This window comes from Gluconobacter sp. Dm-44 (genome assembly GCF_018256175.1).
GTDB lineage: Bacteria > Pseudomonadota > Alphaproteobacteria > Acetobacterales > Acetobacteraceae > Gluconobacter > Gluconobacter cadivus.
In genome coordinates this window covers 14,053-27,174 of record NZ_JAERLZ010000007.1, presented here as the reverse complement: position 1 = coordinate 27,174, position 13,122 = coordinate 14,053, and the positions used below count along the sequence as shown (strand labels likewise).

General features: G+C 49.4%; 14 protein-coding genes. 7 read left to right on the top strand and 7 right to left on the bottom strand.

Annotated features, from left to right (window positions below; translation table 11 throughout):
* Window positions 1–78: 78 nt before the first annotated feature.
* Window positions 79–1,056 (top strand): magnesium/cobalt transporter CorA, encoded by a 978-nt coding sequence (gene corA, locus JK213_RS09605; protein WP_194262739.1) that lies wholly within the window; start codon window positions 79–81, stop codon window positions 1,054–1,056.
* Here corA and JK213_RS09600 read toward each other — a convergent pair.
* The 5 genes from JK213_RS09600 to alr all read right to left on the bottom strand — a co-directional run bounded on the left by JK213_RS09600 (window position 1,053) and on the right by alr (window position 5,362).
* A complete protein-coding gene (locus JK213_RS09600) occupies window positions 1,053–1,499 on the bottom strand; it encodes a DUF934 domain-containing protein (RefSeq protein WP_194262738.1) in 447 nt (148 codons plus the stop codon). The two genes, corA and JK213_RS09600, sit on opposite strands and share 4 nt — an antisense overlap.
* A complete protein-coding gene (locus JK213_RS09595; protein ID WP_194262737.1) occupies window positions 1,486–3,159 on the bottom strand; it encodes a nitrite/sulfite reductase in 1,674 nt (557 codons plus the stop codon). Before JK213_RS09595 ends, JK213_RS09600 begins: the two co-directional genes overlap by 14 nt.
* Window positions 3,156–3,473: a DUF2849 domain-containing protein gene (locus tag JK213_RS09590; RefSeq protein ID WP_194262736.1), complete on the bottom strand. Its 318-nt coding sequence runs from the start codon at window positions 3,471–3,473 to the stop codon at window positions 3,156–3,158. The genes JK213_RS09595 and JK213_RS09590 overlap by 4 nt, the downstream gene beginning before the upstream one ends.
* Before the next feature lie 208 nt (window positions 3,474–3,681).
* Window positions 3,682–4,128, bottom strand: coding sequence for an Rrf2 family transcriptional regulator (locus tag JK213_RS09585; protein WP_194262735.1), 447 nt, complete (start codon window positions 4,126–4,128; stop codon window positions 3,682–3,684).
* Window positions 4,129–4,213: 85 nt separating this feature from the next.
* Window positions 4,214–5,362, bottom strand: coding sequence for an alanine racemase (alr, locus tag JK213_RS09580; protein WP_194262826.1), 1,149 nt, complete (start codon window positions 5,360–5,362; stop codon window positions 4,214–4,216).
* A 117-nt stretch (window positions 5,363–5,479) separates the two neighbouring features.
* On the opposite strand from alr, the gene JK213_RS09575 reads away from it, so the two are divergent.
* Both JK213_RS09575 and JK213_RS09570 read left to right on the top strand, forming a co-directional pair.
* Window positions 5,480–5,944 carry an Lrp/AsnC family transcriptional regulator gene (locus JK213_RS09575; RefSeq protein ID WP_194262734.1) on the top strand — a complete coding sequence of 155 codons (465 nt, stop codon included), beginning with the start codon at window positions 5,480–5,482 and terminating at the stop codon, window positions 5,942–5,944.
* Window positions 5,945–6,031: 87 nt separating this feature from the next.
* Window positions 6,032–6,232 carry a bacterioferritin-associated ferredoxin gene (locus tag JK213_RS09570; protein WP_194262733.1) on the top strand — a complete coding sequence of 67 codons (201 nt, stop codon included), beginning with the start codon at window positions 6,032–6,034 and terminating at the stop codon, window positions 6,230–6,232.
* A 44-nt stretch (window positions 6,233–6,276) separates the two neighbouring features.
* Here JK213_RS09570 and bfr read toward each other — a convergent pair whose 3' ends face one another.
* The gene (gene bfr, locus JK213_RS09565) at window positions 6,277–6,765 is read right to left on the bottom strand and encodes a bacterioferritin (protein ID WP_194262732.1); all 489 of its coding nucleotides are present in this window, start codon (window positions 6,763–6,765) and stop codon (window positions 6,277–6,279) included.
* Between the two features lie 373 nt (window positions 6,766–7,138).
* On the opposite strand from bfr, the gene JK213_RS09560 reads away from it, so the two are divergent.
* The 3 genes from JK213_RS09560 (at window position 7,139) to JK213_RS09550 (ending at window position 10,632) form a co-directional block, all read left to right on the top strand.
* Window positions 7,139–8,656, top strand: coding sequence for a hypothetical protein (locus JK213_RS09560; RefSeq protein ID WP_194262731.1), 1,518 nt, complete (start codon window positions 7,139–7,141; stop codon window positions 8,654–8,656).
* A gap of 142 nt (window positions 8,657–8,798) precedes the next feature.
* Window positions 8,799–9,224, top strand: a complete 426-nt coding sequence (locus JK213_RS09555) for a hypothetical protein (protein WP_207728994.1) — start codon at window positions 8,799–8,801, stop codon at window positions 9,222–9,224.
* 322 nt (window positions 9,225–9,546) lie between these two features.
* Entirely contained in the window at window positions 9,547–10,632 is a 1,086-nt protein-coding gene (locus JK213_RS09550) for a hypothetical protein (protein ID WP_194262730.1), read from the top strand.
* A gap of 361 nt (window positions 10,633–10,993) precedes the next feature.
* On the opposite strand, the gene JK213_RS09545 is transcribed toward JK213_RS09550, so the two are convergent.
* A complete protein-coding gene (locus tag JK213_RS09545; protein ID WP_194262729.1) occupies window positions 10,994–12,082 on the bottom strand; it encodes an alkene reductase in 1,089 nt (362 codons plus the stop codon).
* Window positions 12,083–12,200: 118 nt separating this feature from the next.
* Between JK213_RS09545 and JK213_RS09540 the strand changes: the two genes are divergently transcribed.
* Window positions 12,201–13,109, top strand: coding sequence for a LysR family transcriptional regulator (locus JK213_RS09540; RefSeq protein WP_194262728.1), 909 nt, complete (start codon window positions 12,201–12,203; stop codon window positions 13,107–13,109).
* Window positions 13,110–13,122: the final 13 nt, after the last annotated feature.

Sequence of the window (13,122 nt, the reverse complement as noted above, 5' to 3'; positions counted from 1 at the left end):
CCTGCACCTTGCGAACCCGCCTCAGGCAGGACATGAGGGAGCCTCACAGCCTTTCCATTGCCCTCAAGGACCCGCCTGATGTTCCTCGTGCGCCCCGCAGGCGCTCCGGCCCGGGAAACCGGACCGGACGTCGATATCTCCAAAGCGGTCTGGCTCGACCTCATCAACCCGACTCTCGACGAGGTCGCCCGCGCAGAAAAGGCCCTCAACACCCATATTCCCCGCCGCAACGAGCTTGAGGAAATCGAAAGCTCCTCCCGCCATCACGAACAGGATGGCACCCTCTATCTTTCGACTCCCCTCGTCAGACGCGAGGAAAACACAGCCTTTTCCCTGCCCATCGGCTTCGTCCTGACAGACAACCACCTCATCACGGTCCGCTATACTGACTATTACGGTTTCGATATCGTTGGTCGCCGTCAGGCCGAACGCGATCCGGCCAAAGGGAGCCCTTCCGCCAACGAAATCCTCGTCGAAATCATCGAGGAAATCATCAATCGCCTCGCCGACATTCTGGAAGGCCTCGGCCGTGACCTCGACGCCATCTCCAAACGCGTTTTCAGTACCGGCAGCCCCCGCGATCCCGCCAGAGCGGCCGAAATGCTGCGCGAAACCCTCCGTCGCCTCGGCCACAACGGCGACCTCGCCTCCATGATCCGCGACAGCCTGCTCGGCCTCGACCGCGTCCTGATCTATATTGGCGACCGAACCGAGAAAGAACCGCAGGCCCTCAAAACCCGCATCAAGGTCGCCGGGCGAGACATCGCATCCCTCAACGACTTCGACGCCCAGACCGTCAATAAGGTCCAGTTTCTGCTGGACGCCACGCTCGGCTTCATCAGCATCGAACAGAATGACGGAATGAAAGTCCTGACCGTCGTCAGCGCCATCGGCATCCTGCCAACCCTGATCGCAGGCATCTACGGCATGAACTTCCACGACATGCCTGAGCTGTCATGGAAATACGGCTACCCTTACAGCCTGATCCTGATGGTCCTGTCGGTTATTCTGCCGCTGTTCTGGTTCTGGAGGCGCGGCTGGTTTGGCGCTCGTTAAGACGCTTCCTCAACCCGCAGCCCCGGCCCGACCGGGCGCTCCGGCAGAACCGACCGTTGATACGCCACCGGAAACTGCCGAAGCTGCTTCTCCCACAGGCCGGGATCGCCATTGCCATTCTTCGGCAGAACGACACTGTCCACCCCACACCGACGCAGAAACGCCGCCTGATCCGGCAGAATATGCCCCTCCGCGCGGATCTCTCCAGAAAACCGCAGATATTCCCGCAATTCCCGGGCCTGCGTGAACCCACGCCCATCCCTGAAGATCGGAAACCGCAGCACCACAAGATCCAACCGATTCAGATAAGGCCGCAGGAGCGCCGGATCGTCCGCACTCTCCAGCAGGACAGCCCGCGCATCATCCCGTTCCGCCAGTTCCGCAACCGTCACCAGCACATCATGAACCTGCGCGGTCCGCTCACCGAGTTCAAACAGCTTCATACGCCGCCTCCCTAAAAGGCTCATGCCCCAGACGCGTCAGAGTCTCAAGGAACGTCTCTCCACTCTCCCGAAGCCCGAGATAGCAGTCCACAAGCCGCGCGATCGCATCAACGGTCTCGTCTTCCGGAAGCGCTGCCCCCAGAATCGTCCCAAGCGCCGCACCATTCTCGGCCCGGCCACCAACCGTCAACTGGAAGAACTCTTCTCCGCGCTTGTCCACGCCCAGAAGTCCGATATGCCCGGCATGATGATGCCCACAGGCATTGATGCAGCCCGAAATATTGATCCGCAACGCCCCGATTTCCGCCTGAAGCGCCGTATCCGCAAAACGCGCACCCAGCTTCTGCGCAATCGGAATGGACCGCGCATTCGCCAGCGCACAATAATCTAGCCCCGGGCACGCCACGATATCGCCAATCAGCCCGATATTCGCTTCCGCAAGCCCGACTTCCGACAGTCCAAGCCACAGATCCCGTAACCGGTCCTTGCGGACATGCCCCAGAACCACATTCTGCAAATGCGTGATCCGGATTTCTCCAAACGAATACGCATCCGCCAGATCCGCCAGACGCCCGATCTGCGCCGATGTCGCATCCCCCGGAATCCCCCCCGCCGGCTTCAGCGAAATAGTTGCAATGATATGCCCCGGATCGCGGTGAACATGCGTATTGCTCCGCACCCAGCGATCAAACAGCGGATCGTCCCTCCGCTGCTGCGTCAGTACGGCATCTACATCGTCCGGCGCCTCAAGCAATGGTACGGCAAAACGCGCCCGGATCGCCGCAACCGCTTCGGGCGTCAGTCGATACCGGTCCAGCTCCATCTGGCCCAGCTCGGCTTCCACAGCCTCCCGATAGGCCTCAACCCCGATTGCCTGAACCAGAATCTTGATCCGCGCCTTGTAGATATTGTCCCGCCGTCCATGCGCATTATAGACGCGCAGGATCGCCTCAAGCGTCGCCAGAAGATGCTCTTCCCGCACACCGTCAAACAGCTCTTCGCCGATTACCGGCGTCCGCCCCAGTCCCCCGCCCACGAAAATCCGGAACACCGGAGCCCCATCCTCACCCGGACGGGCCAGAATCCCGATATCATGAAAACGCGCCGCCACCCGGTCATTCGGACTACCCGAAATCGCAATCTTGAACTTGCGCGGCAGGAACGTGAACTCAGGATGCAGCGTGGACCACTGCCGCAGCACTTCCGCATGAACCCGCGGATCCACCAGCTCATCCGCCGCAGCCCCAGCATACTCGTCCGACGTCACATTGCGGATGCAATTCCCGCTGGTCTGGATGGCATGCATGTCCACTTCAGCCAGTTCGCGCAGGATATCCGGCGTATCTTCGAGCCTGATCCAGTTAAACTGGATGTTCTGCCGCGTGGTGAAATGCCCATAGTCGCGGTCATAGCGCTGGGCGATCTCACCCAGCTTGCGCAACTGCCGACTGTCCAGAATGCCATAAGGAATGGCCACCCGTAGCATATAGGCGTGAAGCTGCAGATACAGCCCATTCATCAGCCGCAGAGGCTTAAATTCGTCCTCGCTCAGCGTCCCGTCCAGACGCCGCTTCACCTGCCCCTCAAACTCGGCAATCCGCGCCTGAAGAAAATCCCGGTCAATCCGGTCATACTGATAATGGCCGACAGGAACGCTCACTGTGCGGTCTCCACTGCAAATTCCGGATGCACGGTCGGGCCATGAGCCCGGATTTTTTCACGAACAGTCACGGGTTCAGGAGGCACAACAGGTAAAACCGCCGTATCATACACCCCGACAACCCCCTCACGCTGGGCCTCTTCCACCGCCCGGGAAAGCGCCGTCTCAGCCACATCCGCGTCCAAAAGAACCGCCTGCCCGATCCGAAGGTCCCATGTCCCGTCTTCCCGCCACCATACGGTACGACCGTCCAGCAGCCGGTTGGCCGTCAGAACCAGCTTCTGACCAAGTTCGAGTCTTACAGGACGTTTCATCAGCGCTCACCTTCCTGACGAATACGGACCCTACCCTGCGGCTGGCCCCGTCATGAATGCGTCCTCCTCCCCGCTTGCAAACGGCAAGCAGAGGAAACACCAAGGACATGGAACTCACCATACCAGATCAAAGATTGATCCCTTATGGTAAGATATTCCGTCCTCTAAAACCCATTTCGTAGTTTTTTCAAAATACTTTTTTATAATGTTATATTGAAAAGGAAATTGGTGCTCTGCTGGGTCGCTGCATGCCCGCTTCCTCCGCATTCTGAAGCAGGTGCTCCAGCGTGACGGACGCCATCTTTTCCGACACCTCCTGATCCATCTGCTGCCAGAACGGCTCAAGTACCTTGGCCCGCAGAAGGTTGATGCCTTCCTCGGGCATCTCCGGATCTTCCGTGACAGTCCGGACAATTTCATTCAGCGTGATAGTCCGCGGAGGTCTGCCAAGACGATACCCTCCTTTCGGCCCGCGTACACTTGCCAACAGACCGGCCCGAGAGAGGCCCTGCAACACAGGTTCGATTCCCCGACGCAGCATATCGCCACGGCGGGCAATATCCGCGCCACTCACCACCCCGGATCGTCCTGCATGGAAAGCGACGTCCAACATAATGGATACAGCGGTCAAAGCTCTGTCACGACGGAGATACATGAGAATTCCGATTTGTTACGCCAGACCATGCCATCATGACATAATCCGATTTCAGTTCGTCTATCTTGTTTTCCATGCTGGAATGTCAATCGCCCTTTTGGAACGTTTCCCCATTTCCAACATATTCCCGATAAAAGCGGTGCCCCAAAGACGTCAGGACCTCATATCCGATTGTCCCCGCCGCCGCCGCCACGTCGTCCACACTACGCCGGGGTCCAATTAGATCCACCATCATATCGGCTCGCAGCATGCCCTCTGGCACATCCGAAATGTCCACGATCAGGGAATCCATCGAAACACGCCCCAGAATTGGCAGACAGATGTCTTCAAACCACGCACACCCCTGCCCGGCGCCACGCCGTGAAAAGCCATCGGCATACCCGACAGCCACAGTGGCAATTTTCCGTGGCCGCTCAGGCCGATATGTCATCCCGTAACCAACACCATCGCCCGGGAGAATTTCACGAATCTGCAAGACATGGGCCTGAAGCCTGACAACCTGATCCAACGGATTCGGACCAGCCAGATTTGGCGCAATTCCATAAAGTGCCGCTCCAGGACGAACGACATCCAGATGATAGTCCGGCCCCAGAAAAATTCCCGACGATGCCGACAGGCTCAACGGTGCAGACGGCAACCGTGCCGACATCTCCAGCAACTGCTGTTTCTGGACGCCATTGGCCGAATGATCGGGCGTATCCGCACAAGCCAGATGACTCATGACCAGACTGACACTCAGCCCCTCCATAAGCGCCCCGTCCTCATGTAACACGTCAAGATCGGCGCCAGAAAGCCCAAACCGGGACATGCCACTATCCACCTGAAGAGCAGCCTCCAACGGCCGCCCCGCCTTGACCGCTTCAGAGCGCCACCCAGCAATCTGATCAAGGCTGTTCAGAACCGGCCTCAATCCATATTGCACACACTCTGCCGTTGCGTCCGGCCTCGGGCCGTGAAGCACCGTAATCCGGGCCTTTCGCGAAACCACGGAACGCAGCCTGATCCCCTCATCAACATGCGCGACGAAAAACTCTCGAGCCCCCGCCTGCTCAAGAACCGGCGCTACACGCTCGATACCCAGTCCGTAAGCATCGGCCTTCACGACCGCCGCACAGGCAGCATCCGCTGCAAGTTTCTGAAGATACCGATAATTCGAGGCGATCGCGCCCAGATCCACCGTCAGACGGGCTCCAGCACGAGAAGAAGGCCACAAAGGATCAGAAAATGCACTCATCATGAGAAATGAGACTATCGCGTTGTGCGCTAGAATATCCTGCCCGATAATCATATAATTTTCCAATAAGCGAAAAATATATGATCGATTCTGCGAAAATAGACCGATAATGCCACCATGATCTTCGACCGCATCACCGAATCCATCCTGAGAATCCTTCAACATGACGGGCGCCTCAGCAACGCTGATCTGGCACAACGTGTCGGGCTTTCTCCGTCCGCCTGTCTGCGGCGCGTTCGCCTACTGGAGGAACGCGGCATCATCCGTGGCTATCGCGCGGTCATTGACGAACGCTCAGCTCACAAGCTGACCACCGTTATCGTACAAATCACGCTTGAACGCCTCACAGACGAAACGCTCCGTCGTTTTGAAACCCGCATCCGGGAATGTCCTGATGTTCGGGAGTGTTATCTGATGACAGGTGAAGCCGATTACCTGCTCCATGTCGCAGCCCGAGATCTTGCTGACTACGAGCGCATCCATAAAGAAGAACTCTCACGCCTTCCGGGCGTCGTCCGCATCCAGAGCAATTTCGCAATCCGTCCTGTCGTTCAACGGTGGATCAGTCAGTACTCAGCGTAATTGCATGCACAAAAATGCATTTGCGAACCATTTGCATTTAAGGTAGGTTTCTTAAATCGGTTCCAGCGAACGAAGGCCTGCTTTTTCATGATCGTCTGCTCATGCAACGCGCTGTCCCATCAGGATATCGAAATCGCAATCCACAACGGAGCATCTCGCCCGGCAGAAATCTACTCAGCCCGAAAATGCACAGCAAAGTGCGGCAACTGCATCCCCGGCATTGTCTGCCTACTCAGATCGGCAATGCAGAAAGCCCATTCCGAACAGACACATCTAAACGCCGCATAACAAACAACCCGGACAATGCCGGGTTGTTTTGAAAACGACCTCTGTTAGTCCTGATCGGGAGCCGCAGCAGAGTTTTTCTGAATATAACGCTCAATCCCGATCTGCTTGATCAGGTCGAACTGGCGATCAATGAAATCCTCATGCTCTTCTTCATTGACGAGGATTTTCAGAAGCAGATCTCGTGACACATAATCACGGGCACTCTCGCAATAAGCGATACCTTCGCGCAGATCCTGAATCGCTTTTTCTTCCAGCTTCTGATCACATTCAAGAATTTCCTGAACCGTCTGCCCAATCAGGATAGAGTTCAGACGCTGCACATTCGGCAGCCCTCCGAGAAACAGAATACGCTCGATCAGCCAATCCGCATGACGCATCTCCTCAATGGATTCGTCATACTCTTTTTTTCCCAAATGGGTCACACCCCAATGCCTCAGTGTGCGGGCATGAAGAAAATACTGATTTATTGCCGTCAATTCATTCGTGAGCTGCGTATTAAGATGCTCAATCACAACAGGATCTTTAATAGCCACTTTTCAAACCTTCCATAAAAATGCAATTTTATCGAAGAAAACTCATAAAAGAAAATTATATCTCCCTAGCCACGCTTCAAAGTTTATATGATTTTTGTAAAAATTAGCGAAACCCAGAACACATTGACAAAAGGCGTAATCCAAAGCTTCGCGGCCGCAAAATTGAAGAAGGTGTGAAAGATCAGGTGTAGATTTTATAGCGTATTACGGTACTTCGAATCCGCAAGCAATTGAACACCTCGTGCACAAAGCTCGCCCGTTTGTTAACTAATACAGGTTAGTCATTTATATTTTTTAAAAAACTATGAAGCTATTGCTCAGAATTTAAAAAAGTTTTAGCTTCAAGAAAAATTATTAGAAGAAAGACGATGAAATGAAGTTTTTTAATTTCACAAAGAAAAATAAAAAACACCAGAAAAAAGAAGATAATTTTAATTCTCTTGAATCAAAGAAAATAAATTTTAGCTGGCTGCACGATATTACCGAATCAGATTGTTCGATAGTCGTTTCTTCTCATAAAACCATCTTATGTGTTTCTCAGGATGGAAATATTTACCATGATGATCCCAACAAAAATATAAATCCTCTTCTTATATATCAGGTAACGGACGGAGTTTGGTTTTTAAGAAAGAACAATTTATCAGAATGGGATGCTCTCATAACTGATGGAATAAAAGAAAATTTTAAATTTTCCTCAAAAGAAAAACCAATATTAGTTAATATAGGTGGAAGTTTAGAGGATGGAATATCTTTTAACTTATCCGGATTTAATTTAACAGCTGAACTGGAAGGAAAAGTTAAATTTAACACAACAAATCTTCTTTCTTGGGAAAATTTTGCTCTTCTTTCTTGGGATACCTTTAGTTGGCTTCAAGAGGCCAAGAACGAAACGTGGATTGAACAAAACACCGGAAAAGAGGTTTTTTTTAAAAACTTCAATAAAATTAATTCAGAAACATTTGTAGATTGTAATTTTGAAACATACAATATTAGCGGAAGACCAGGGCCATTATTATTAAGGGATTTACGAAAAAATAAAATATACATTCTAGACTCATTCAAAAGGAAGAGATCACTATTAAAACTAAATCCATTAGTATATTTTTGTGTATTTGGATCAGATGAATATTATAAATGCGCGGCACTATCGATAATTTCTCTACGAAAATTTGGATTATATTCTGGTAAAATATTTTTAATATCAGACCGATCTCAAGAAGATACTTTAAAATTTCTCCCACTTGATTTTCAGTTTAATATCGAAGTAAAGGAATGCTCAAATAAAGACCCTATATTCGAAAGATACAAAATATATCTTTATGATGTAGAGAAATATAATCCTATTTTTTACTTAGATACTGATATTATTGTTGGAGGTGATATTAATAAAATTATTAAAGACGCCCTATGTTCTGAAGATTTCTGTCTTTACAGAGAAGCAAATTGTTCCGTAAAAAAAATAGATGAAAGCGAATGGGATATTGGGACTAACTGGTTCGGTGGTTGGATGTTTGCAAGGAACAGTGAAATAGGTACCCTCCCATTCTGGAAAGCCACCTCTGGGATTATGATCTTTAGCGACCATGGCGAAACAAAGAAAATTTTTGATATGATATGTTCTGTAGGAAGACTCACACGTCAACACGAAATTGATCGCTTCGGCGATCAGCCGGTTATGAATTATGTGACCACACAGAATGAAAATGTCAATATATCGGTACTTGATAACAAATCATTAAATAGTGGGAATGTAGAGCATTTTCTATCTAATCCAGAAAGAATTTTAATGCATGTTTCTTTAGGTGTAGGTTACGGTAATAAGAAACTTCCCATAATGGAATCTCTTTTCGAGAAAATCGACCAAAACCATAAAACACATGGCAAAGAATAAAAATTCTTTCTATATTTTCCAAATTTTTTGAAAAAATTAGGCCCCGAGGGAACTTTAGGACGTTTTTTACATAGATATCAATGCCGCAATCTAACGATCTGCATGGCAACCAATATGAGCATTTATTTACGGAGGTTTAATAATGAGAAAAACCATTTTAACTTCACTCTTTTGCATGGTCGCGTTGTCTGCCTGTGAATCGCCGCAGCAAATTACCACTCAAAAAGACGACCATCTTGCTGCAGCAGGGTTTCTGATGAAACCCGCATCAACGCCTCAGCAGATTGCTATGCTCAAAAAACTCCCGTCACATCATTTTATACGCCGGATACACGGGAGCACAGTAACCTATGTCTACGCCGATCCGACAGTTTGTGGTTGTCTATATGTTGGAAACCAAGCCGCTTACGGTCGCTATTTAGCGTATCAACAACAACAGAATATCGCCAACGAACAACAAATGACTGCTGAAGACTACCAAGATGCCCAATGGAACTGGGGAGACTGGGGGCCCTGGGGGGAGAGCTTTGGCCCAGATTACGGTTTTGGCCCAGGCTGGGGCTGGTAAAAATCATCTGAAAATTTTAGCGCAATAAGCCATTATTTTTATAAAAACTTATTGCGCTAAAATATAAATACCCAACATATAATAATATTGTTAATTATGATAGTTTATTATATTGCAATACATAGGAATTATGAATATCCATCTCATCTCTTAATAATTTTGATATCTAATTTTCAATAGAAAAGCAACAAGTTAGTATAAGATTTTTCTCAATAAATTTACAAATAAACATAAAAAGACCTTGACAATAATTTATGGTTATATTTCATGAGCATCTCAAAATATATTCATAAATCAAATTTACTATATTTTAGGATTGATTATGTTAAAATTAGATAAAATAGTTATTGTGTTTTTTTGTTTTAGCCTTGGTGGTTGCTACAGTATAGGATCACAAAGACTAGGAAAAGATCAAGACGAATATTCTGTGTCAATTATAGAATCAAATAAAAGACAAACTCTTCAAAATCTTATTAGGCTTAGATATGCCGATACTCCAGGTCTTCTAGACACAACACAATTAATTTCAGGCTATCAATTCCAACAAAATGCCTTTCTCGGCGTCGCCTCAGACACTTTTCCTATTCGCCCCAACGGTGGCGTATCGACGCAATTACAACAGAACCCAACGTTTACTTTTCAACCCGTGACAGGCGATGCTTACGCACACAGTTTTTTGAGTCCTCTTTCTCCAGCCAGTTTGCTGCCTCTTGCGATGGGAGGGTTACCAATTGATATTTTATTGCAACTTTCAGCTCAATCAATTAATTCAATGAGCAATAATAGACCCTTCTCAAGAAGAAACGGAGATGTAGACAATAATACAATTTATAATACCGATGAATTCTTCGAATTAATACATGATTTAAGGTTACTTCAAGCATCAGGATTATTAGAGATTCAGCTTCAACAATTTCCTAAATTTAAAGGGAAACCCTCTGGAGCGAGTCATGTTTTTTTGAATATATATCCGACATCGAATCCAAATTTAGAAAAAATTACACAAATCACCAAAAAATTATTGAATTTCTCTCCTAACTATAAACGCATGGAAGTCGTTTATGGCTCTGGAACCCCAAATCCAGGCGAAATCAATATTTTATCTCGTAGTATGTTATCAATACTGGGTCAAGTTGCCTACCAAATAAATATTCCAGAAGATGAATTTTCAGCAGGCGGAACATCTATGGATTTAGATTATGAAGAAAAACCCCTCATAAAAATAAAATATGGCAGAAAAAAAATAGAAAATTCATTTGTTTCTATATACTATGATAAATATTACTACTGGATAGACCGGAAAGATTTTAAAAGCAAATTAGCATTTACAATTACGCAAATGCTTTTAGAATTATCAAAAACCACACAACCACCAGGAGCCATCGTGACCATACCGGTAACTAAGTAACTTTATAATATATTTTAATTATTGGGAAAATCGAACCAAACAATAATCGGAAATAATTTATAGTAATGTATTTTTATTATAACACAGCGTGGGTATGTTATAATTTTCAGGATAAAGACTAGTTTTGGATATCGTCAGTCAATTTACCTCCGGATCTCCATGATCGTGCTCTTACAAATATTTCGATGGTCTGCCTTAGTGTTAAATGAAGCGTATTTGTGTGCCGATCGTAGCTAAAGGATTATAGGGCCGTATCCAAAATCAAAGGGGTTTTCGATTCTCCTCTAAAAAATTGTTTCACAATGGAGGTCATGAACATTGAAGTCTGCCAAGGCAAAACATTAAAAATGACGTCCTTTAATTACAATTTTTCTCTAAACGCCGGATAGTCCGTATAGCCATGACAGTCCCCACCATAAAAAGTTGAACGGTCATATCGATTTAATGGCCAGTGATTTCGCAGCCGCAAGACCAGATCCGGATTGGCGATGAAAGCGCGTCCGAATGCGATCAGGTCTGCGTCCTTGAATTCCAGAAGCCTTTCCGCGCTTTCGGTTGTGAAACCGCCTGCTGCGATGATGGTTCGAGAAAACAGAGGACGCAGGACAGACACGTCGACCGGATCGGGTTCTGCATCCGCGCCGATCCGTGGTTGAACGATGTGCAAGTAGGCGACGTCCATGTTTTCCAGCATCGTGGCGGCATAACTGAACGTGGCATGTCTGTTGCTGTCGGACATCGATCCGTAAGATCCGCTTGGTGTGAGTCGGACGCCGACGCGATCAGCACCCCATACGTCTATGGCCGCCTGAGTAATTTCCCGAAGAAAGCGCGCGCGGTTTTCGATCGGGCCGCCATAGGCGTCGGTGCGCTTGTTTGTACCGTCCTGCAGAAACTGATCGGGCAAATAGCCGTTGGCGCCGTGGATTTCCACGCCGTCAAATCCTGCCCGAAGCGCGCGTGTTGCGGCTTGACGGTAGGTGTCGATCAGGGATGGAATTTCATTAAGTTCCAGAGCGCGGGGCATGTCATAGGGGACTGTGCCGTTGAGCGTCCATGCCGTGCCGTCCGCTCTGATGGCAGATGGAGCAAGAGGTGCTGCGCCACCGGGCTGAAGAATACGCGCGGACTGACGACCGACATGCCAGAGCTGCAGGAACATACGTCCCCCTTTTGCATGGACGGCATCCGTGATGCGTTTCCAGCCGGGGATCTGCGCGTCATCGTAAATGCCGGCAGCGCGTTCAAAGCCATATCCCGTCAGGGCAACCGGAGAGGCCTCGGAAATGAGCAGACCGCCCGGCGTTGCGCGCTGAGTATAGTATTCGAGCATCAGGTCGTTGGGCAGATTGCCGATGCTGGAACGCATTCTGGTCAGGGGCGCCATGACAATGCGGTGTTGAAGCCGCATAGAGCCTACGAATTTCGGGGAAAAGAGAAGATTGGTCATGGGAAACAATCCTGTGTGAAACGCGCCATCCGCGGCGTGCTTCAGAGGATGGAGATTTCCGTATTGGATTGGCAGTCGTCATTTCAGTATAGAGAGAATTCCATAGCGGAATAATAAAATGGATCGTCTTCAGGCCATGACCGTTTTCGTACGGGTCGTTGAAAGTGGCTCTTTTTCTGCGGCGGCGCGGCTGATGCATCTCGGACAGCCGGCAGTCTCGAAGGCTGTTGCGCAGCTTGAGCGTCAGTTGGGCGTACAGCTTCTGCTTCGCTCTGCGCATGGTCTGACACCGACAGATGCGGGACAGCGCTATTTCGAGCGCGTGGCCCGGATCGTATCCGATGCGGAGGACGCCGATGCCGCGGCGCGTGACAGTACGCTCAGTTTGCAGGGAAGGCTCCGAGTTGCGGTTCCGACAACCTTTGGGCGGATTCAGATTGTGCCCCGACTTGGAGATTTTCTGAAGAAGCATCCCCGGCTGAAAATGGATATCGAACTTGATGACCGGCGTGTGGATCTGGTGGCGGAAGGAATTGATATTGCCATTCGTGTGGGGCCTCTGAACGACAGCACGATGATTGCAAAACGCCTCGCGAGAGGGCGGCGCTCTGTTCTTGCAACGCCTAGGTATCTGGAACAGTCCTTGGTTCTGGAGACGCCGGAAGACCTTGCTCTGCATCAGGCTGTCACCTATGCGCGGGATGATGGGGGGAGATATGTCTTCCACCAGCAGGGAAAAGACGTAAGTGCAACACTGAGCCCGCGTCTGAACCTGAGTGCGGCCGAAGGAATCCGGGCCGCCGTGCTTGCGGATCTGGGTCTGACCATTGCGGCGGACTGGATGTTCCTGCCGGAACTGGAATGCGGAACGGTGGTCCGCTGCCTGACGAACTGGTCTTTGCCGCCTGTTGATCTGTGGGTCGTCTATCCTTCTGGCAGGTTGACGAGTGCCAAGGCGCGGGCTTTTTCGGATTTCGTTGCCGGAGTGGTCGGAGAACTGGAAACAGTGTCGCGTTTGATGTGCTAGATCCGAAATCACA